Genomic DNA, 20,615 nt, shown 5'->3' on the forward strand with positions numbered 1-20,615 from the left:
TTCTGGCCGGGTCATGTGTTTCATGAATCTCGACTACCGTCGATTTCGATTCACGCTCGCTACGTTTTGTTCATTTCAATATCTTAAAGAACTCTTCTTTTCAATTTTTATCTCCCCTTCTCCCGATCCCCCAAGCCTTCGTTCTGAAAGCGGCTGCAAAGGTAAGGCTTGTTTTTCATTCTCCAAACTTTTCAAGCTTTTTTTTTCAAACTTTTTTTCCCGTCCCCTCGTTTAACCTCTTTCCCTCGTGCCCTCTCTCTCGAAAGCGGGTGCAAAGATAAGGCAATGATTCCCCCTTTTCCAAATTTTTTCACCATTATTTTTCATCTTTTTTTCAAGCCCCCGACCAATACCTTGACTGGCAAAACGTTAGGGAGAAAAGTTTTTACCGGGAAAACGGGAAAGACCACCGGGAAAAGGGACCGCGCTCTCGCCCGGCAAGCACCTTTCATGGACACCCGTGAACGTCTTTGATTCGTCCTTGATTCGAATTTGATACGCCTTTAATCCCTGTCTTCCCCCTGTTTTCAACGGGAAAACAACGGGAATAACAACGTGGCCCTGACGATTCTTACCCGCCGAACAAACGCCCACGAGCGACCTTGTACCGAAGGAGAACCGAAGATGTACCGTGATTGATTGCTGTCTTCACCCTGTAATCTACGGGTATTCACGTAAAGTGATCGAGAGTATTAAAAATTAAGAGGGAGTCAACATTTTTTCAACTCCCCCTTTCGCACGCACCTGAAAATAAAAAGCACTTTATTTCTTCTTTTTCTTCTTCGTCAACTCCGCCATTTTAGCACGAAGCTCTGGAAACGAAAGATTACGAGCAACGATACGATTCTCGGCATCCAGCAGGAAATAAGTCGGGAGATCCCGCACCAGATAGAGGCGGACAATCTCGGACTCCATACCCTTAAGGTCTGAACCGTTGGTCCAAATCATCCCATCAAGCCCAATAGCCTGTTTCCACATGGCAGCACTTTCATCCAGAGCCACACTGACAATTTCAAGACCTTTCGGGCGATATTGCAGGTAAAACTTAACCAAATCAGAGTTATCCTGCCGAGAACTACCTTGTTGTGCAGCCCAAAAATGTATAACCTTCCATTTAGCGGGCAAACCATGTAAGGTAAACGTGTTGCCATCAGGTTTCATCAAGGTGAAATTGGGAACAACTTCTCCCTCGATCAATTTACCATATCGATCTAACATCGCCGCTATGGCTTTGCCGGGAGCTGTGGCACGAGCCGACGTCCCCAATAATTCATATTTAGCACGAAGCGTGGCTTCATCATCTGCAGCCATGTTCAAGGCGATGATGTAAGCCGAGACATAATTGTCAGCGTTAGCCTTGATCAATTCCTGTGTTTTAAGCACCGATTGCTTGTAAGCATTGTCAAGACGAAATTGCAAACTTTCAACTTTCGCCGCATTACCCTCGCCTTCCAAAGCCTTATACTCTGCCTCGGCACGGTTTTTCTCGACAGCATAATCATGACCGATGCGTTCAAACTCCTTCCAAAGTTTCACGGCCGGTCCTTCACCCTCTATTGCAGCCCCTTGTGCCGTAACTGAAACCTGGTAATTTATATTCTCCAACAACAAGGGTACCTGTCCTTCCACCCCGGCAAAAGCTAGATTCACGGCACGAGCTTCCCCGGACACCGTTCCTCTGAGTATAAACTTATCCCCCTCAACAAGGGTTGATGCCAGCGTATCGACCCGACCAAAATCGGCTGTCACGACAAAGACTTTAGTAATCGATATGCCCCGAATTTTCCCGGAAATCGTGTATCCATCCTGGGCCAAACAAGTCCCTCCAAACAACACTCCGGATAATAGTAACAGTATCACTTTCTTCATATATAATTATTTTTATGCCCCAATCAAAAGGAGCGTTCTACATGTTTATTCAAATCACTGATCACATTTTATCTTCACGCTTCAACTTCGCATTCAGTCAACGTTTCTATAAAATTAAGCCATGCGTAATCCTATTTTACAATTAATATTTCATCAGCGTTACAATGTTAGAAAATGGGGTTACATTCAGGTCCATCTTAAAACATGTATCTACATCTGCTGTTCTTCATCTCTTCTCTTGCTTCCTATCCTCTCGTTCTCTCTCCTTCCTTATTTGGTCCCATTCTTTCTGATCTTGTTTCTGCCTCTTTTTTCTCACTTTCATAACCTTTTCCACTTCAAGAATTTCATTAGAAAATACACAGAATGGCAAATCCTCTGTCAAAAGATCCTTCAGCCTATCCTCGCTGATTTCAGGGACTTTGAACCTTTTCACGATATCTTGTTCTATTTCGTGGAGTCTGTCAGGATCAATATTTAACCAAAATCCATCGTAATGATCCGGGTAGCGCTGTCTTTTCCGAACAATTTGTCCTATTTGCAAAGCACTACTTAAATTTACGTTCGCACCGGGATTATTTACCGGTTCCCACCTTGTCATTGTATCGGGATTATGAATATTACGAACCGTCCACTCAGCATAATTCCATTTATACTCTTTTACTTCGTATGTCACATTTTTCCCTTTCACTATTCCAAGTTTGAATACATCTTGACAAAACAGTGAAAAATTCACGCCGAATAGTAATAATACTAATAAAATAACCTGTTTCATTTGTCTTTTTTTAATAGCTTCTGGTTATTTCATAAAATTTCTCATGTTCGATCTATTTAACTATTACGCTCCATTCCGACATTCATTTTTGATGAAAACATCATTCTTCATCTTGTTTTTCCTTTATTACAAATTTAGGCCATGGCCGAACTTCAACTTTAAAATCTTTTTGCTTCCAGGCTTCTATCGCTTTTCTTCGAGTCTCTCTCGTTTCCTCTATATTTTGAATCTCACTTCCATATACAAAAACGAAAAAGTCAGCTTCCACGTAGATTTCTTGCAATTTCGACGGTAATTTCAATTTTCTCAAGATAAGCTGTTCCAAATCATGCAATCTGTCCGGAGAGAAGTTTGCCCAAAACGGTTCATCGCACAAGTAAAAAAAATTAGTTACCTGCAATAATTCCTTTTTTTTCGCATCGACCCTAAATGTCATACCGATAAGAGCACTACGATATATTTGGGCTAATTCTTTCGGTGACAATCCATCGTGTATAATTTCAGCTACTTGCATGTTGATATCAACCATTTGCGGAGGGATTATATTATGATTAGGCACCTCTCGAAAAGTGGTGTCCGGGTTATTCACGTTTCGTATAAACGTGAACGATTTCAAATGTCCTTTGCCACGCTTGACTTCATACGTCACGTTCTTACCTTTCACGATACCTTCGTCATACAATATTTGGGAAAACAAGATATTCACGATAAACAAAGAAATAATCAACAAAATAATCTTTTTCATGTGTATTCTATTTTATAATTTTTACAACAATACTGGGCAACATAAGCTTCCACTTCATTGTTCAAGTTCCTATTTGGAAGTAAGTTGCCATTTTGAAAAAAGTGAAAAAACTCATGAAACAAGAGTTCATCTCTATTCGCATCTCGTAATATCTTTTCATTATAATCAATCCTTCCCATCCCATAATATCTCAGTTCTCCATCAACCCCCATGACCAAATTTCCGTCTTTATCCATGATGGGCCAGAAATAAATTAAAGGACGATTCGGTATACTTTTAACCCTTAGAAGCAATCTCCTTCCCAGTGTATTCCCCAATATTTTTCCCGTGGCTTGTTTAAATTCCTCGGGAGAATTATCTCGAAGCAAATCCGCAACCGTTACATTTTCGGGAAGAAGGTTCAATTCGGCATCAAAAAGTATCTCTTCCTCGATTCCCAACTCTGGCTCCGCACAATTCCAACAGGAAACGAGTAAAACAAATAACAATATAAATTTGCACGTCTTCATGTCCTCTCTTTTTATTTATTCCCGCCCAGCAACTCCACTATCTTTTTTTCCAGTGCCTTTCCTCGAATTTTAAAAAGCCTATAACTTATACATCTGATTTCTTTTTTGCCAATATTCCCTTGACGCTTTTTGCTCTGCCTCCTCTGCCTCCTTTTTCGCTTTAGCCTTTTCCGGGTCAAGTATTTGATCGGGACATACATATACCTCGAAATCGTCATTCAAATACATCTCCGGTGTGTCTTCAGGCAACACTAATCGTTTCACGATATCTTTCTCTATCGCATACAATCTGTCGGGATCAAAATTCAGCCAAAAACCATCGTAAGCAACAGGATCTCCCTCCCGTTGCCATCCTCTCGCCGCCCGATCCCGTGCCGCCACGTAATGATTATAAAACAAAAAACAAGTCACTTGCAACACTTTACGCTTCGTGCTATCCACACGCAACACGACCCCAGCATTTTCCCCGAATGGTTTATTTTTTCTCTCTTTTTCATTTAGCTCCGCGACCTCGGCTTCCGACAAATGATCGTGGAGAATGATGCCGATCTGCATGCTTAAATCCTCGAAAAAGCCCCGTTTCACCACACCCCTATACGGTATCTCTTTCTGCACGGTATCCACGTTATGAACATTACGAACAATCCATTGCGGGTAAGAAGGCCCCTTAGGCTTATAGAGAGTCACAATATGTTTCACTTCATACGTCACGTGCTTCCCTTTCACGGTTGTCCCGAGTTTAAACACGTCTTGAGCGTTCGCGACACTCGTTGCGAACAATACTGCTAATGATAAAAGAATCTGTTTCATAAGTGTTGATTTAATAATTGAACAAGTTTTGGAAAAGGATGCTCGTTATATCCCGCTTGATCTCGCATCCAATCAGAACCATTATAAGGAGGGGTTTTTGCAATAAAATCCAACGCCGCCACGTATTTCTCGTGAAACTCGTCATACGAGATCCCCTCTTTCAAATAACCGGTACGTTTATCTATACAAGAGGCAAGTGCCACAAGTATTGGTCGAAAATCACGATCAATTACAACAGCAAAATAACTACTGCTTTTACTGTCAGAGTATAAATATTGAGCCAGACAAGCTTCCAGTTCATTGTTCACGCTTTTTCTCGGTGGACGTTCAATACCATTTTGAAATACGTGAAAAAATTCATGGAATAAAAGTTCGTCTTTACAATCATTATTCAGCACTTTACCCGTGTAACGTATTAATCCACTCCCCGCATAAGCCATTTCTTCCTTGCTCATATCCGGCAGTCCATCCTCTCCCGGTATAGCCTCGAAACGAATAAAAGCACGATTGGGACTCAACGCTTTGACATATCTCAACAATTTATTGCCTATACTATTATTCAAAATAGTAAAAGTGGCATCCCCCCAAGCATCAAGGTAACCTGGCGCAAGCAAATCCATGACCCTTATATTTTCGGGGAGAAAGTTCAACTCGGCATCGGGAAGCACCTTTTCCTCGAATCCCAACTCCGGCTCCGCACAATTCCAACAGGAAACGAGTAAAACAAATAACAGTATAAATTTGCACGTCTTCATATCCTCTCTTTTTTATTTATTTTCCTCCAGTAACTCCGCAATCTTCTTTTCCAGTGTTTTCCCCTCCCGGGAAAGTCACTTTACCTTCTAGAATCGGGTTTAAAAAATCAATATCACCACTAGCAACAAATTTCCCTTCGAGGAAATCAAAAAATCCGGTCAAAGGAACTTTCATTTCTTTTATAGTCCGATAAAATCGCTTGATTTGTTCCTCCGTCATGCTTTCAAATAATACACCATACATCTGAAAAGAAACATATATTACTTTTCCTTCTCTATCAAATTGAATAGAAGCCATACAAAAATTCAAATTCGGGTATCGCTCCACATGCTGCACGAGTTTACGCAAAATATCTCCCGGCAAAGCCTTTATACATTGTATAGTCCAAGCCTCTTGCGCGTGATCAAAAGCGATCCGACAAGAATCGATATCATTGTTATAGTCAAAATTATGATCAGCGAACGGGTAATCAGAAACCAAAACCGCATCACAGGTATCTTGGATACAATAAATCCCATTCCCGTATTGAAGTCGATAAGTCAAAGAATCCCAACGAGCCTTCTTTTCCGAACCAAAAACTTTTTCCATCTTCAAATTTTGAGCCTGCCCTCCTAACGTTAGGCATAATAAAACAAATAATAGAATCGCTTTCATCATTTTTATTCATAGTTATATCTACCTGTCTTGTTGCCACTCTATACAGCCAGATGATTAAAGATTGAGGATGAATACAATATACCTTGTTTCATTTTTTCCGTCATTAAAAATTCAGTTTTGCTTTCCTTATTTTCCCCCTAATAACTCCGCAATCTTCTTTTCCAACGCTTTTCCCCGGAGATTTTTGGCCACGATGCGGTTATCCTCATCCAGCAAGATGGTATGAGGGATTCCCCTGATGAAATAACGGGCGGCGATCTCCGAGTTCTTTCCTTTCAGGTCTGAAACGTTAGGCCAAGTGACCTTGTCGTTTTTCATTGCCTTGGCCCACTCCTGCTTTTTATCGTCTAGCGAAACACCGATGATTTCCAATCCCTTGTCATGATACTTTTGGTATATCTTGCGCACGTTTGGGGTCTCCCGGCGGCAAGGCTCACACCATGAGGCCCAGAAATCCAAGAGTTTCACTCTTGCCTTGATCCCGTGAAGGGAAAGCGTGTCGCCATTCAACGTTACTCCCTTAAAATCCGGGGCAACGGATCCCGGTTCCACTTGTTTTAAAGCTGCTAATTGTATGGCAATCAATTGCCCGTAAAAGCACGTTTTGGCCGGTTCTCCCAACATCTCGTGAAGAGCTTTCAAAGAAGAATAATCCATTTGCAGCATGACAGAGGCGATCATGAAGGCCGTGACGGGCGAATCTTTATAAGTTTTAAACAACTCCTCTTGTTTCTTTCCGACCTCCGTCATTGTCTTCTCAAATTGTTGTTGCAACGCTTGCAACTTCATCTGGTTCTGTTCGGCATAAGCGGCCCGAACCTCCTGTTCCATCCTCATCTTTTCCCGGGTGATAGTTTGATTGATAACGTTGTACTGGTTCAATATCTTTTGGGATTCCCCTCCGCCTCGTACTTCTATGCCATTCTCCCCTGCCACGATCGTGTATTCCAGATTCTCGAGCATCAACGTGGCTATCGGCTGTTGCTCCGCTGTCATTATGTAAGCAAGAATCATGGAATCAACTTGTCCCGAAAATTCAAAACTACCGTTCACCATGAGAGCCTCATCCAATTTAACCGCCCCTCCCGGGCTGGCACTCACCAACACTAAATCTCCCCCGATCGTCCCTCCCAATTCTCCCGTGATCTTGAATCCCTGTTGGGCCAAGCTCACTACAAACGAGCAAACTACCAGCAACATTGATAATACTATTTTTTTCATGACCTTCTCTTTTTTAATAAACCCCTCCCGTTTCGACCGGTAAGTTTCAACGGGAGAGTTGACAACGTGTCTATAATTAATTATTTCTTTCTTCCACTATCGTTGCAACGGATGTTTCAGCACCGGCTCTTCCTCGATCTTCGGTGTAGTCCTGTTGATTTCCACGTCGCCCACGATGATTGCCGACGGGTAGATCAGGGAGGCGGGAACGCCGTTCGGGAAGTAGTTCATCACTCGTTCATCGGAAGATATTCCCTTCAAATCCATTAACTTCGTCAATTCCGGAGCAGACAGATTGTTCACCCGGACCCGGATCTCCTTGCCGTCCTTCACGTTCACCTTGTAAACCGCAGATGCCTCTCCACCGATGCGTCGAACGATGTAGGCGTACTCCAGATCCGCCTCTTTAGCCGCCTTCAACAGGGCCTTCTTCAACTTCTCGGGGCCAACGCCCTTGCTCGCCTGCACGTGAATGGTTCCCGGGGAGACGATCGCCATAGGGTTATCCGGTGAAATCATAAAACGGGCACTACCCGTGGATTCCGGGGCTTTCAGCGTGGGAACCCGACCGTTCAACATTCGCTTAAAGACCCCATTCTCCACGAGGGTCAACTCGGCTGCCGGGACCACGCCATCCCCGTCAATCTCGTAACACCCGAAAAGAGGGGTCCCGTTATATTCCGCCAGCGTCGTGTAATTCTTCACCGTCAAGCGGCTATCTATGATTCTACGCCCCAGTTGCTCGTCCAGCATTCCCCGAGCCGGGGCCATCGTCCGCAGTGCCAGTAATCTTCCCGGTGATAGCAAGTTATCGGTGAACAGCCGGGAGGCAGCCCCCCCCTCGAAGAGCACTGGACCCGTGTAATATTCCTCAATCATCGGTGTCTCCTTCAATTCCATCAAGTTATCGGCAAAGTCCTTCACCTTCTTCTTCAACTCCTCTATGGACGGCAAGTCTGCCGGATTATCCAGCGAACTGATCGCAAGGACATCAGATACCGTCGAGCCGTCGGTCGTTCTCACCGATGCGCTCACCGTGAGCCCTACTAACCCCAGCGGGAATTTCAATCGGACATTCTCGCTTGTCAACCGGTAATTGTCCTGTTCCACGGCGACCAACATCACGTTGGAGTTGAATAATTCCTTGTAATCCTTGAACAGGACGGAAAGTTCTTTTACCATTCCTTCCAGCGCTGCAAGATCAACCTCGAAGGGTCTCGGTCGCTCTACCATTTTGGTGACGGCCGGAAGTTGTTGCATGTCCGGCACGGCAGCCTCGGCCGGCGGCAACGGGTTGCTCTTCAGGTGAGCAATCTTCCGTGCCATCACTTGTAACGAGAAACGATACATCAAGTCCGATGTCTCCCAGAATCCCCGGCGGATGTTGTAGCCGTCCAACTCTGCAGGCAACTGAACGGGAGCCACCTGCCCCATGTACTGAATATCACTGTTGTGCTGGTAATTCCCCAGCATCACCTGCACCCCACCGGAGCTTTGCCAGGGAGTTACCGTGGAATAAAAGATGCCTCCCAACGAACCGGCAATCTGCCACTGGCGGTAACGAGTCAACACGTAAGACAGGTAATAAGGCTTTGCCTCACCCGGCAACGAAAGACCGACCATGTTCCTCCGTAACTCCTCGTCCATCGCCCCGAAGATCGCCTCGTCACCATCACCACCGGTAGAAGTATTCACGTCCGGGGCCGGCAACACGGGAGGTAAGTCGCGAGACTGCGTGCGACGTTGCGTTTCCACCTGGCTCACATAAATCATAGGCGAGCAGGCCGTCACGGGAACCCAACCCGACTCGGCACCGCACATCCCCGTGAACACGGCCGGTTGGTCACCGGCGGCGGTAATGTTCGAGAACATCGAGAGCGGGGTCCCAATCATGTCCACCCCGCGAACCAGCTCGTCCGGACGACCGTCAACGTACACCCGGTAAACTTCTAGCGGAGTCACGTTGAACGAGTTCAGACTTCCACCTTCCCCGGTGTAAGTGAATCCGCTGGTCACGGCGTTGAAGTAGTAACCATATTCCTTCCCTTGTTTCTTGGCCTCCTCGATCAACATCTGGCGAAGCTCGGATTCTGTGTAAGGATGTGCGGTCTCGATCACTAGGTTAGACTGCCGGGCAACGGGATCCCCCCCGCCGGAAGTCCGTCCGTGGCCATTACTAACCGGAAACCCGTCCAGCGGAACCCGGCTCATCAGAAACTCTTTCAACACGCCATTCTCCACGTTATTCACCCGGCGAGCCCTCACGCCTTCGTCATCGTAGAGGTAGTGACCGTTCAGGTCCGTTCCGGCATAACGAGTCAACGTGGGATCGCAGTATACTTGGAAATCCACCGGCAACACTCGCTCTCCCACCATTTTCTTGAACGTCTGGCCTCCCGTTTTCAAACGATGACCTTCCAGCCGGTGACCGAAAATCTCGTGGAAGAACACCCCGCTTGCCGGACCCGAAAGGATCGCCGGACCCGTAAACGGGTCGGCCACGGGTGCATCTCGCAACGCCAGCAGGCGACGGGTCATCTCTTTCGCATCAGCAACCATCCGGTCAATACCCGGTAACTCGTCCGGGTTGTAGGCAAAATAATCCATATTCAATGGTAACACCATCCCGTCGGCAGCTTTTATGGAAGCAGACAACATCACCCGGGCCGATACCCGATTCTGTGCCACCTCCGCACCCTCGCTACTCACCAAGTAGGTCCGGTAAACCTGAAAGGTCAAGTTCGCCATTCCCTGTTGCAGCTCCGGGCAAGCCTTGAACACGGCGGAAACCTCGTTCAAGCGTTTTTCCCACACAGCGACGTCCACTATCTTGTCGATGCCGTCCAGCGGGGCCTCGTAATACTTCTCTGCGGTAACACCCGAAAAACAGGGAGCCTTGTCCTCGTCCTCCACGCTTACCGTGGCTTTCGTTTTCGAGACTTCCAATTGTTGTTGGGCAAACTTGTAACGTTTCAATGTCTCTCGCCAGATTGCCTCGCGGATACCTTCCGTCGTCTCGTCATCCAGCGGCAGGAACACTCCCGAGACATTACCTCTGCGAGGATCTTGTGCCGCCCCTTGCGAATTGTACTTGAAGTTATCCAGTTCCAGGCTGCCCAACCGCACTTGTGGAACCAGTGTTCTCATCCGGGTTTCCCGGGAGGATGCTATCGCACCAAAGCTACTTGTGACGTTCACCGTGTAATCGTCCATTGCCCGCAGATTCATGTAATAAGGAGCTTGAGCCTGCTTTTTTAACTCGTTCATGCTGTACGTCAACTCCGATTTTAGCAATTGCAACAATTTGTCCTGTTCCCGAGCCATGGCAACCGGAGAGCAAAAGAGCAACAAGAACAACAAGAATTTAGATTTTATCATATCTCCATATTTTTAAAGTTCGCCTATAAAATTCATTTTATTAAAAAGAAAGTTTTACATCCCATTTCATATCTCCCTTCAACTTTTCGTCAACGCCAATAACAAAATAATCTGTTTCATTATGAAATTTATTACTTAATACTTCTCAAAAAATCACACAAGGTAGATATAGTCGCGCTACTTCTTTTCATGTTTTCAGCGCCCATAATTTATTTCTCTACACTCCCCGTCAATATACCCCGCTTTAATAAGTACATTCAAGTACGTTCCCTCTCTAGCCCACTTCTCCTCGCTCCTGTCTATCTCTTCGATTAACGCCCGCTCGATTTTATAAAACTGATCCACGGACATCGTCCAAAGCATTCTTGATATTTATCATAAATACATATATTTATGTTTTTCAAAAAATTTCTCTATAAAATATCTCGTAAAGTACACTCTCCTCGGGAATACTTCCTCCGTTTTCCCTCATTCTCTCTAAAATTTTGGATTCGACATTGACCACGAAATAATTTTTCCAACATCCGTTTTTCTTCACTTCCGAATAATAATCGTCCTCTTCATTCAATCGAGCCTTTGCTATAATTCTTTTTTCGATAGCACGAAAACGATCTACCGGGTATGTCCTCCAAAAACAAGCATCACGATGCTTATTGAATGTTCGCTCTACGTGTGCTTTCTCCCACGTTTCAATGGCATCCTTGGAAATCCCGCTATCTATAAATCTCGAGCGCATATAAGCTATATATCCTTTGTCTATTTCGTCAAAATCACAAGGATTTTTAGACAAGCCAAAAACTACTTCTCGTACGCATAAACAAGAATCCAACACGCAAAAAACACGGAAACCGGCCCCCTGACATATTACCTCATCTATTTCCTCCCGAGTTAAATGATTATACACGATTTCCCAAATATTATATCTTAAACTATCAAATCCAGTATTGGCCACATATACATGCCCCTTCTGGTATCCATCTTCAATACCGAGAGTGTCGTACCTATTATTCCGGTTCTTTAAAAAAAGACTTGAAACATCTTTCTTTACCTCGTAAGCCACTTCTTCCCCTTGTAACACATCACCCGTCTTCAAACATTCTAAAGGAATTCCATCGACACAAGAGATTCGTTTACCCCTTATCTCCTGTGAACATACAATGCTATAAAGCAAGATTGACGCTAATAATAAAACTAGTTGTTTCATAATTCCATTAATTTATCATTAAACTTGAAAGTATTCGAACAGAATATGGAGACGGTCCTATTTTCCACCCCTTATCACTACCATACAAAGGATGTAACCCGATCTCTGTAAAAGCGATCAAAAATGCATGTTGAAACATGGATTCATTCGTGGTTTTTCCCGTATATATATCAAAAAATTGTGCTAGACTCTTTATTTTTTCTTCAAAATTCAGATTATTCCCCCTCAACGCCTTAAACTCTTTCCCTGACATCATGCAATAGAAATATTGTCCCAAATAAGCTTCGATTTCAGTTTCCAATAGATATGACAATCTCCCTTTCGGCTCCTGAGCCATATGTATTAATTCATGAAATACTAACTGCAATATGTCACCTGTAGACATCTCTGCAAAATTATACTCCACACACCCATTCCCTATATATTTAAACGTATTCTTCAGTCCCAATTGATAAACAAAACGTGCTTTTATACCACTATTTTTCAAGGCTTCGGCAGCTCGATTGACAAGATTTGCTCCTATTTTTGTTTCATAGAGCCCCAAAAGAGCATCTTTAATAATTAGTGGAACATCCTGAAATTCTGCAGGAAGTTCCTTTTTATTATTCATAATTTGAAGGTCGGGAAGAATCAAATTTTCCTGATCCATATCTAATGGAGACTCAGCACAACTTCCAAAAAGGACAATCGCCACTAGAACCAGTAAAAAGTTTATTCTTGTCATACTCAATTCATTTACTTTTACCAAGATATTTCATCGTGAAAAACTCCAGCATACCGTAGACGTAAGGCTTCATCTGGCTTTCCACATCTCGAATCATCACCACTCACTCTTGTTGTGTTCATGACTTTTTCATGTTTTCAGTACCCGTAATTTATTTCTCTACCACTCCACCCCGCTGTTAATAAGTACTTTCAAGTACGTTCCCTCTCTAGCCCACTTCTTCTCGCTCCAGTCTATCTCTTCGATTAACGCCCGCTCGATTTTATAAAACTGATCCACGGACATCGTCCAAAACATTTTCAAATATTCCTCGTTATCTTTAAACCGGGGATCGACATCTCCCCACTCGGGTTTATCAAACCGGAATGCCAGCTCTTTGATTTTTCCCTGTTTCAATCGAAAATGTATAAACACACCCGCCCACCCCCGTTTGTAAATAGCCCGTTGTTCCGGGGGCAGGCAAGCCCCCACGATCGTCGCCAGTTTCACTCGTACCTCTTGCGGGATATAATATTCATCGATCTTGTCATCCGGGTAAACCTCTCGTAAACCGGTCGAGTCCTGATTGGCCAAGTTTTGCAACACGAAGAGATCATTATCGCTATCCCGGTAAAGCTTGTATTTTACCCCTTTCCCCGTTAGCGTGTCTCCCACCTGCTTGCCTTCCAATATATCCGATTTTGATTCTTTTCCCGTTTGAGAATACAACATTCCGGTATTCAAAACCATTACTAAAAATAAAATAAACTGTTTCATGATAAAGGTTATTACTTGATACTTCTTAAAAAATTACACAAGGTGGATATATCACGAACCGGATATTCCACCCATGGAGCCTCTCCCTCTTTATTTTGATACAACGAACATTGCTTTATCGCTCTCATTGCCTTATCATAGTGAGATGCAAACTCATCGGATGTAATAGTTCCGCTATCCAAATCCATGCATTTTACCAATTTTATTATATTCTCTGTAAGCTCATCATTGGGTGTTTTAAAAATCTCGGGCCGCCCCACGCTCAAACAAAAAATATACTGGGCCATATACGCCTCGATTTCGTCATTCAACACCCGGTTAACATCATTCCCGTCCTTGTAAATATGAAACAACTCATGAAATGCAAGTTGTTCAAGGTCTCCATTCTGCAAATTATTCGGATTGTATAAAACCCACCCCATCCCCATGTAACGCATAGAACGTTCGGGGATACTGAAAGTAGAAGTAAATTCTATCACGTACTTCGGCGGACACCTCAAACTGGCATACGTCAAAAGCGGTCCGCCCAAACGCGTAGTTTTCAAATTCGCTAGAGCTTCATCTATCGGACTAATCCCACTTCGTGTATCGCTAAAAATTTCATCTTCTTGCTCCATTTCTAATGGTGACTCTGTACAACTTCCCAAAAGGAAAATCGCCACCAGAATCAATACATTCATTTTCATAAGCCTATCGTTTAAGTTCGTTATTTCACTCTTCTCGTTTATATTATTGTTGCTTGTTATTCGTTATTTTAAATATTAGAAACCGATCCCGACCTAGATCTTAACATCTCCTCTTTCCAAGCTTCGATCGCCTCCTCTCTCACCTCTCTTGCCTTTTTCAAATTACAGATATACTCGTACAATATACCAATCTGTAAAACATACACGAAATCCCTCGTCATTCCCGGGGGTAGTATGACTTTCTTCACGATGTCTTTTTCTATTTCATACAGCCGGTCGGGATCGAAATGTATCCAAAACCCGTCACTGGGAACATCTGGTTCCTTCTTCCGATATTCTGGTTCTTTTACAAAATACTGCACCTTTGTTATGTTTCCGCTACTGTCTCTATCGATACAATTCATTGGACGTCTCGTTGTATCCGGAATTTCACTGGCACATTTCCGTATCCCGTCCCGATACATGCCGTAAAACACGAACCACTCCACCTGTACCAGCTTATTACTATCAATCCGAATCATCGTTTGAAAATGATCCGAGGGAAAAGATTTTGCTATCTTACTTAGCTTCCGCAATTCTCCTGGTAATAAACGATCGTGAATAATTTTTGCTATCTGCATTTCAATATCCCATGTTTGAGCAACTAAGTTGAACACATCCATCACTTCCACTTTAGCGGTATCCGATTTACGTGTATTTTTGACAATTCTGCCCCACGGGAAAGAATTTTGTTCCTTCACTTCATACGTCACGTGTTTCCCTTTCACCGTCCCAAGTTTAAATACCTCTTGCGAAAACAAGGAACTCGCACTAAACAATGCCACAAATAAAAATACAAAATGCTTCATAAATTTTCATTTATCACGTAATAATCTTATAAGTCTTTAAAAAGGATAGAAACCGTGTTGAACCAACCCCGAAACCCATCCATCACCGCTATAGAACGGCACCGTATTAAGTGCTTGTAAAAAAGTACTATATTTGTTATAATTTTCTTTTCCAACGTTTTCCTCCAAAGTTCAAGACCACAAGCTATATACCCTTCTTCAGACTAAAAAAATGCAACACACCATAAACACAAGGGATTTTTTGATCGTACGCGTTTGCCAGCATCTTGTAACGAATCTTATTTATTGAATCGCGTTTTTCTCTATTCACACGTGAATCCGCCTCTGGGTATTTATCCATAGTATCCATAAACAATTTCCCATCCGGACGATTAAAGTCAAAACAATCCGGGTGGAAAGGCTGATTTATGGCCGCATCATAAATCAGTTGCAATTCCTTTTCTTGAACCACGTCCAACAAGGCCGAATCTACACGAAAATAGACGGACAACACCTCGCCCGTGTTCTTCACTAAAGCATATACATCAAAATAATTCTTGTTTTTCACCTTGCTATATAGCTCGTCTCCTCGTTTCCACAAACGTTTCGTCAATGTATCAGGTATTGCTTCCAACCACTCTTTAGGATAAGGTTGGATTACACCTTCTTTACTTGTAAGACAAACTCGCGATTCCAACCAATAGGTCAGTGTATCGGGAACCGAGGCATTTGTATCCAACAATCCTTTTGCTTTAAAGAACTCGACTTCCTCATCCCAACGAGTATTTCCCTTGCGGACACGGGTTACGTAAGCTATTCCTAAATCAAATCCTTTTTCCCAAACCTCTTGCTGCAAGGCTTCAAATTCCCGCTCTAAATCTAAAGGAACAATCCAAGTAAAATTGTTTTCAATCCGTTTAAAACTTTGAAAATCTTGTCCATATGTATTCAAAAAAGAGAATGATATTGTGAAAATTATATATATCTTTTTCATATCAGTTTTTTTTCTATAAAATCATGGGAGGCCATCCTGCTCGAGGTTTAACATCTTCCTTTTTCCAACGCTCTATCGCTTTCTTTCTCTCTTCTTTTATTTTTTTTATATCACCCAAATCACGAGGCATTATCAAAATATTAAAATCATCCGTTAGAAGTATTTCCGGCATTTTCTCCGGTAGCACCACTCGCTTCACGATATCTTTTTCTATCGCATGTAATCGGTCTGGATCAATATTCAACCAAAAATCATTATATGAAGCGGGGTAATCCTGACGTTTCTCCGGAGGTCTCCTCATTCCAGCCATGTACTTATTGCAAAATCTAAAACAAGTTACTTGCAATAACTTGTACTTATTGCGATCAACACGAAGAATGACCTCAAACCAACAAACTCCTCCTTCCTTTTCTCTCGTTTTCATTTCCAACAATTCTTCCGCTGATAAATGTTCATGTAAGATCTTTGCTATTTGCATTTCAATATCCTTCTCCTGGGAAAAGATCACTCCCGGGTTTGGAACTATTTTTATAGCTGTATCCGGGTTATGAACATTTCTGACAATCCAACGTGTTGGAACATCTTTTTGTTCCCTCACTTTATACGTCACATATTCTCCTTTCACAGTTCCGAGCCTGAACACTTCTTGCGAAAAAAGCATGCTCACGCTAAACAATGCCGCAAATAATAAAACAATACGTTTCATAAATTCTGATTTAGTAGTTTTGCAAGTTTTTGAAAAGGATACAAACCTGCTTCAACCCTACCTGACGTCCAACCGTCACCACTATAATTGGGATGTCCGTCAAGATAATCTAAAGCACTTGTATATACATTATAAAATTCTTCGTAATCAACCCCTTTCCGCAAATAGCCGGTACTTGCATCAATATATGATGCAAGCTCCATAATACGCTCTGTAAATTTTTTATCTATAACCCATGCAGAATACTCTCGACTGCTGGCATAAAAATACTGGGCAAGGTAAGCTTCTAGTTCATCACTCCTATTAAGTGCAGGTTCCTTACCTGCATACTGGAATACATGAAAAAATTCATGGAATAGAAGTTCGTCTTTGTATTCATTTATTAATGCCGCCTGAGTATAGCCTATTTTTCCCTCTCTCACCATAATTCATTCCGATATAACTCATTTCCGGATTTCCATCTTTATCTAGTATTACCTCAAAATGAACAAAAGGCTTATTCGGACTTAGAGCGTAAACAAACTCAAGCAATCTATTTCCTATACCATTATCCAAAATCGTTGCGGTAGCACTTTTCCACCCTTCCGGACTATTCTCTACGAGCAAATCACTAACTTTCAATTTCCCTGCAAGAAGATTCAATTCAGAAATCACAAGTTGTTCTTCCTCTAATCGTAAATCAGACTCTGCGCAACTCCAGAAAAAAACAATGATACCGAATATTATTAAATATCTATTTCTCTTCATCATTACCGGTTTAAATTCGTAGTAATCGTTCTCACGTACCAAACGAAAGGGAAGTATTCCCCTGCCCGCACGCAAGACAGGGAAATACTATTTTGTTAGTAGTTAAACTATTCCACCGTACACGGAATAAACTTACCCAAACGCAAGCAGTACTTTGTCAAGCTACTGATCGTGCCGATCGGACGATTCGACATCTTCAGGCGAATATACCGTACAGGAGTTCGCATTTCCTCCGGTACTAGAAGATAAGTTTCCTCTCCGGGGGTGTTCCCTATCGAGGCACTTCCATCCGTGTAATTGGCATTCGTCCAAGTATAACCGTCGGTAGAAAACTCGATTTTCAAATTAGACAACAAGTAATCTGTATCTCCTTTTTGGTTACGGGTAGGCTGTCCCACTTTAAAACCATCCACAATTTGAGGAGTTTTCATATCATAAGTTACGGAGACAACACTGGCGCCCACCGTTTCTGCCGGCTCAAAATACACCTCCACGTCATATTCTTCCGTATAGCCATAACCATAATCTACCACGACATGCCTCAACCCGTCGAAAAGCAACATGGCAGCCCCGTTATCCTTGTAACCGTTATACACGGTATCAGAACAAGTTACCTCCCAGCCGAGGGTATCCAACGGCGTGTAGACCGGTTTATCAAGCATATTGCTGTTTCCCTTCTCCTCGAATGCTAAATCCGTCAATTTCCCTGCTTTTTTATATGCATCGAAAAAAGACGTTCCAACAGCATCTTTTTGGTAAAAATAGTGCTCATTATAACGCTCTACTGTGAAATCGGGACGAGTATCTTTCAAAAATTGCAACATCACTAAACCCACGTATTCATCCGTGGTACTGTGATTGCTTTTGACATACTGGGAATCCATGTATCGATTTTTACCAAGAACAACTTTCTTCAAGTTCGGGAAATACATCAAATCCTGCATGGAAGTCATATCGAAATCCATTTCCAAGGTTTCCACCTCGTTCACCCGGTTCTCCCAATCCTGTCCGTAGACACCGAGCATCAGCTGGGAGAATGCCGTAGACCACAACCTTTCATTCAGATTCAATGTTTCATCCTTAAAGTCAATTTCATCGACACATCCCAACAATTTTCCCTTCCGCTGCACGATAATCGGTTGGTTAAAATCAATATCCACACCAACCTCATCAGGCAACAAGAAAAAATAGTCACGTCCTAGCTCAACAGCACTTCCCCACTGTTCATAAGAAAGAGAATCGTGTGTGTGGGCTTTCATATCCCACGTATGTTCCACCCCGGCTCTATCTTTAAAACACAACATCATTTCCTTAACATTTTCATTATCCTGATCAAGCACTACCGCCAACTTGTCCCCCATGCGACTAAAAGCCGTGACTCCTCGCGAGAAGGAGCGCAAATCCTCGTGATCGTAGGAATACGGCCGACCGTATTTTTCCTCCACTAATGACTCTCTTCCATTGGCATCCACGTTGTTCACCCGTACCGTGTACATGGCATCTCCCAAATTATCAATATAAACGGTATCCATCAGATCTTCACTGTCTGGATCACAAGGATTGGCGAACATTTCACCAGATCCTTTATCTGATTTCCACGTGATTTTTACTTTTTTTACCCCGGCATCAATATTGTGTTTCCACACCACTTGTAACCGTTCCCACCCCGGATTTACCTCCACATCCGCACATTTGCCCAAGTAGCGGATCATCCCGTCTCCGGCAAACTCGTCGTAGGTCTCTTCAAGACTCTCGCTACAACTTACCACAAAGAGCGCGGTAAGCAGGCCGATTATATAATATAGTTTTTTCATCATAATTGTTCCTTTATTTGTTTTCCATCTTTACAAATACCTCTAGCTCGTCGAAAGTGATGTACTCATTAGCATTATCCTCATATCCATACGGATAGTTATTTGACCAACGATGACTCATATACGTATCCTCAATGATGAAGAAAACGTAGCGAAAAGCTTTACCTAAATAGTTACACTTCATATCCAAAGAGATGGGATCTGCCGCCTCAAAAGTCTTGTCATCCTTGTCCTTGAATGCTGAACTTCTGTCATTAGGACCTTGTTGATAATCAGAGAAACGACACCAAGCATTACGATAAAAATTAGTCCATCCCGGATCATCATTCAAGGAATAAAGCAGAGTACACTCACTGAGAGGCGCTGTACTAGGATTTTCCGCATTGGTCCCGTACACTTTGATCTTACTTGCTAATCGAGAAGTATACACGGCTGTCCATAACGTACAAACAAACATATCTTTAGTCGGATCAGGATAATTGGGATTAGCATAAGGATAATCACGTCCATGATATAGGAAAGCATCCCCACGCAACATAGCAGGAATCTTCGGCGTGCCAAAGTCTATGACAAAACGTTCCCCGAAGGCATTCGGCCCTGCAACAAAAGTACCAAACTTGTAGTTATCACCTCGCTGGTAATTTTTCCGATAATTAGCACCCTTCTTTTTCCCATCGAAAAGATATTTCACGCCGATTTCGTGGGGTTCATCTTCGATTTGCAAAGCCGGAGGAAAAGAGAATGTAAACTGATCCGGAGACAGCATTTCCATCGCCAAGGCATCAATGCCCTCATAGATTTGCATTTTCACTTGATTTCCCTCGAAATCATCCGTCCGTACAACCACTTTCAGTTCATCCAACGCCTGTTTCAACTCAAAATTTAGCGTGTCTCCCCCTTCTAGAATAGGAAAACTTCCCACCAGGATATTATCCTCTTGTTTCGTGGTAGGATTTATCCCTACATAAAAAATATGTACCGTTCCCTCCACAATAGCTGGCGACGTATAGGTCACGTTGAAACCTCCCCAAAACGGGTTTACTGTTAGATGTTCGAAGAGAGCTACAGTGGCTGCATCTTGTGTGCTGAACGTCTTTTCCAGCGGTGCCGATTCCTTCAGGTTATTATTAAGAAAAGTCAACTGTACCGGCTCGTTAGTCCTCGCCTCCGCAAAACCGTTCAGCAACAATGTGTCAGTCAGATAGGTTCCTTCTTTTACTAACTGCCGCCCGTAAGCATCCTTATAACGGGCCCGTACTCCAAAAATATTCATATTGTCAGGTAACTTGTAGCGCATCACCGCACCTCCCGGAACCGGATCAAAAGAGATTTTCCGAAACTCCACTGGCACGTCGAAACCGTTTTCATCGTCATCTTTACAAGCAACGAATGCAACCAGTATCAATAAAAAGAATAATATCTTTTGCGTCATAATTC

21 protein-coding genes are annotated in these 20,615 nt (G+C 43.0%); all 21 read right to left on the reverse strand.

Annotation, left to right across the window (positions count from 1 at the left end):
- Positions 1-762: 762 nt before the first annotated feature.
- Positions 763-1,869, reverse strand: coding sequence for a TlpA disulfide reductase family protein (locus AB5542_RS08660; RefSeq protein ID WP_118261455.1), 1,107 nt, complete (start codon positions 1,867-1,869; stop codon positions 763-765).
- A 226-nt stretch (positions 1,870-2,095) separates the two neighbouring features.
- On the reverse strand, positions 2,096-2,644 hold the full coding sequence (locus AB5542_RS08665) for a hypothetical protein (RefSeq protein ID WP_117774553.1): 549 nt from the start codon (positions 2,642-2,644) through the stop codon (positions 2,096-2,098).
- Positions 2,645-2,744: 100 nt separating this feature from the next.
- Complete coding sequence (locus tag AB5542_RS08670) at positions 2,745-3,389, reverse strand: hypothetical protein (protein ID WP_087421558.1); 645 nt, start codon at positions 3,387-3,389, stop codon at positions 2,745-2,747.
- Positions 3,386-3,898, reverse strand: a complete 513-nt coding sequence (locus AB5542_RS08675; protein WP_087421557.1) for a hypothetical protein — start codon at positions 3,896-3,898, stop codon at positions 3,386-3,388. Before AB5542_RS08675 ends, AB5542_RS08670 begins: the two co-directional genes overlap by 4 nt.
- Positions 3,899-3,976: 78 nt before the next feature.
- The gene (locus tag AB5542_RS08680) at positions 3,977-4,708 is read right to left on the reverse strand and encodes a hypothetical protein (RefSeq protein ID WP_117774551.1); all 732 of its coding nucleotides are present in this window, start codon (positions 4,706-4,708) and stop codon (positions 3,977-3,979) included.
- Positions 4,705-5,463, reverse strand: a complete 759-nt coding sequence (locus AB5542_RS08685) for a hypothetical protein (protein ID WP_087421555.1) — start codon at positions 5,461-5,463, stop codon at positions 4,705-4,707. Before AB5542_RS08685 ends, AB5542_RS08680 begins: the two co-directional genes overlap by 4 nt.
- A 16-nt stretch (positions 5,464-5,479) precedes the next feature.
- Complete coding sequence (locus AB5542_RS08690; RefSeq protein ID WP_147344457.1) at positions 5,480-6,052, reverse strand: hypothetical protein; 573 nt, start codon at positions 6,050-6,052, stop codon at positions 5,480-5,482.
- Between the two features lie 195 nt (positions 6,053-6,247).
- Positions 6,248-7,342 (reverse strand): redoxin family protein, encoded by a 1,095-nt coding sequence (locus tag AB5542_RS08695; protein ID WP_087421553.1) that lies wholly within the window; start codon positions 7,340-7,342, stop codon positions 6,248-6,250.
- A 96-nt stretch (positions 7,343-7,438) separates the two neighbouring features.
- The gene (locus AB5542_RS08700; protein ID WP_288215171.1) at positions 7,439-10,720 is read right to left on the reverse strand and encodes a metallopeptidase TldD-related protein; all 3,282 of its coding nucleotides are present in this window, start codon (positions 10,718-10,720) and stop codon (positions 7,439-7,441) included.
- 195 nt (positions 10,721-10,915) lie between these two features.
- Complete coding sequence (locus AB5542_RS08705) at positions 10,916-11,083, reverse strand: hypothetical protein (protein WP_162613816.1); 168 nt, start codon at positions 11,081-11,083, stop codon at positions 10,916-10,918.
- A gap of 37 nt (positions 11,084-11,120) precedes the next feature.
- Positions 11,121-11,924 carry a hypothetical protein gene (locus AB5542_RS08710; RefSeq protein WP_087421552.1) on the reverse strand — a complete coding sequence of 268 codons (804 nt, stop codon included), beginning with the start codon at positions 11,922-11,924 and terminating at the stop codon, positions 11,121-11,123.
- 7 nt (positions 11,925-11,931) lie between these two features.
- Positions 11,932-12,648: a hypothetical protein gene (locus AB5542_RS08715; protein WP_087421551.1), complete on the reverse strand. Its 717-nt coding sequence runs from the start codon at positions 12,646-12,648 to the stop codon at positions 11,932-11,934.
- Positions 12,649-12,807: 159 nt separating this feature from the next.
- Positions 12,808-13,404, reverse strand: coding sequence for a hypothetical protein (locus AB5542_RS08720; protein ID WP_140402599.1), 597 nt, complete (start codon positions 13,402-13,404; stop codon positions 12,808-12,810).
- Positions 13,405-13,415: 11 nt separating this feature from the next.
- Positions 13,416-14,090: a hypothetical protein gene (locus AB5542_RS08725; protein WP_087421549.1), complete on the reverse strand. Its 675-nt coding sequence runs from the start codon at positions 14,088-14,090 to the stop codon at positions 13,416-13,418.
- 68 nt (positions 14,091-14,158) lie between these two features.
- A complete protein-coding gene (locus AB5542_RS08730; protein WP_118303990.1) occupies positions 14,159-14,938 on the reverse strand; it encodes a hypothetical protein in 780 nt (259 codons plus the stop codon).
- Positions 14,939-15,122: 184 nt separating this feature from the next.
- Positions 15,123-15,911, reverse strand: a complete 789-nt coding sequence (locus AB5542_RS08735) for a hypothetical protein (protein WP_087421547.1) — start codon at positions 15,909-15,911, stop codon at positions 15,123-15,125.
- A 13-nt stretch (positions 15,912-15,924) separates the two neighbouring features.
- Positions 15,925-16,617, reverse strand: coding sequence for a hypothetical protein (locus AB5542_RS08740; RefSeq protein ID WP_087421546.1), 693 nt, complete (start codon positions 16,615-16,617; stop codon positions 15,925-15,927).
- Positions 16,614-17,042, reverse strand: a complete 429-nt coding sequence (locus AB5542_RS08745) for a hypothetical protein (RefSeq protein WP_288215170.1) — start codon at positions 17,040-17,042, stop codon at positions 16,614-16,616. The genes AB5542_RS08740 and AB5542_RS08745 overlap by 4 nt, the downstream gene beginning before the upstream one ends.
- On the reverse strand, positions 16,993-17,364 hold the full coding sequence (locus tag AB5542_RS08750) for a hypothetical protein (protein WP_288215169.1): 372 nt from the start codon (positions 17,362-17,364) through the stop codon (positions 16,993-16,995). The genes AB5542_RS08745 and AB5542_RS08750 overlap by 50 nt, the downstream gene beginning before the upstream one ends.
- Before the next feature lie 107 nt (positions 17,365-17,471).
- On the reverse strand, positions 17,472-19,181 hold the full coding sequence (locus AB5542_RS08755; RefSeq protein WP_087421543.1) for a DUF4998 domain-containing protein: 1,710 nt from the start codon (positions 19,179-19,181) through the stop codon (positions 17,472-17,474).
- A 10-nt stretch (positions 19,182-19,191) separates the two neighbouring features.
- A complete protein-coding gene (locus AB5542_RS08760; protein WP_118261466.1) occupies positions 19,192-20,610 on the reverse strand; it encodes a DUF4959 domain-containing protein in 1,419 nt (472 codons plus the stop codon).
- Positions 20,611-20,615: the final 5 nt, after the last annotated feature.

The organism is Butyricimonas sp. RTP31003st1_G1_RTP31003_210430 (assembly GCF_040920905.1).
In the GTDB taxonomy this organism is placed as follows: Bacteria; Bacteroidota; Bacteroidia; order Bacteroidales; family Marinifilaceae; genus Butyricimonas; species Butyricimonas paravirosa.

Coding starts and splice junctions, on each gene's coding strand:
- AB5542_RS08660 (WP_118261455.1), bottom strand. CDS start 1,869: ATGAAGAAAGTGATACTGTTACTATTATCCGGAGTGTTGTTTGGAGGG.
- AB5542_RS08665 (WP_117774553.1), bottom strand. CDS start 2,644: ATGAAACAGGTTATTTTATTAGTATTATTACTATTCGGCGTGAATTTT.
- AB5542_RS08670 (WP_087421558.1), bottom strand. CDS start 3,389: ATGAAAAAGATTATTTTGTTGATTATTTCTTTGTTTATCGTGAATATC.
- AB5542_RS08675 (WP_087421557.1), bottom strand. CDS start 3,898: ATGAAGACGTGCAAATTTATATTGTTATTTGTTTTACTCGTTTCCTGT.
- AB5542_RS08680 (WP_117774551.1), bottom strand. CDS start 4,708: ATGAAACAGATTCTTTTATCATTAGCAGTATTGTTCGCAACGAGTGTC.
- AB5542_RS08685 (WP_087421555.1), bottom strand. CDS start 5,463: ATGAAGACGTGCAAATTTATACTGTTATTTGTTTTACTCGTTTCCTGT.
- AB5542_RS08690 (WP_147344457.1), bottom strand. CDS start 6,052: ATGGAAAAAGTTTTTGGTTCGGAAAAGAAGGCTCGTTGGGATTCTTTG.
- AB5542_RS08695 (WP_087421553.1), bottom strand. CDS start 7,342: ATGAAAAAAATAGTATTATCAATGTTGCTGGTAGTTTGCTCGTTTGTA.
- AB5542_RS08700 (WP_288215171.1), bottom strand. CDS start 10,720: ATGATAAAATCTAAATTCTTGTTGTTCTTGTTGCTCTTTTGCTCTCCG.
- AB5542_RS08705 (WP_162613816.1), bottom strand. CDS start 11,083: ATGCTTTGGACGATGTCCGTGGATCAGTTTTATAAAATCGAGCGGGCG.
- AB5542_RS08710 (WP_087421552.1), bottom strand. CDS start 11,924: ATGAAACAACTAGTTTTATTATTAGCGTCAATCTTGCTTTATAGCATT.
- AB5542_RS08715 (WP_087421551.1), bottom strand. CDS start 12,648: ATGACAAGAATAAACTTTTTACTGGTTCTAGTGGCGATTGTCCTTTTT.
- AB5542_RS08720 (WP_140402599.1), bottom strand. CDS start 13,404: ATGAAACAGTTTATTTTATTTTTAGTAATGGTTTTGAATACCGGAATG.
- AB5542_RS08725 (WP_087421549.1), bottom strand. CDS start 14,090: ATGAAAATGAATGTATTGATTCTGGTGGCGATTTTCCTTTTGGGAAGT.
- AB5542_RS08730 (WP_118303990.1), bottom strand. CDS start 14,938: ATGAAGCATTTTGTATTTTTATTTGTGGCATTGTTTAGTGCGAGTTCC.
- AB5542_RS08735 (WP_087421547.1), bottom strand. CDS start 15,911: ATGAAAAAGATATATATAATTTTCACAATATCATTCTCTTTTTTGAAT.
- AB5542_RS08740 (WP_087421546.1), bottom strand. CDS start 16,617: ATGAAACGTATTGTTTTATTATTTGCGGCATTGTTTAGCGTGAGCATG.
- AB5542_RS08745 (WP_288215170.1), bottom strand. CDS start 17,042: ATGGTGAGAGAGGGAAAAATAGGCTATACTCAGGCGGCATTAATAAAT.
- AB5542_RS08750 (WP_288215169.1), bottom strand. CDS start 17,364: ATGAAGAGAAATAGATATTTAATAATATTCGGTATCATTGTTTTTTTC.
- AB5542_RS08755 (WP_087421543.1), bottom strand. CDS start 19,181: ATGATGAAAAAACTATATTATATAATCGGCCTGCTTACCGCGCTCTTT.
- AB5542_RS08760 (WP_118261466.1), bottom strand. CDS start 20,610: ATGACGCAAAAGATATTATTCTTTTTATTGATACTGGTTGCATTCGTT.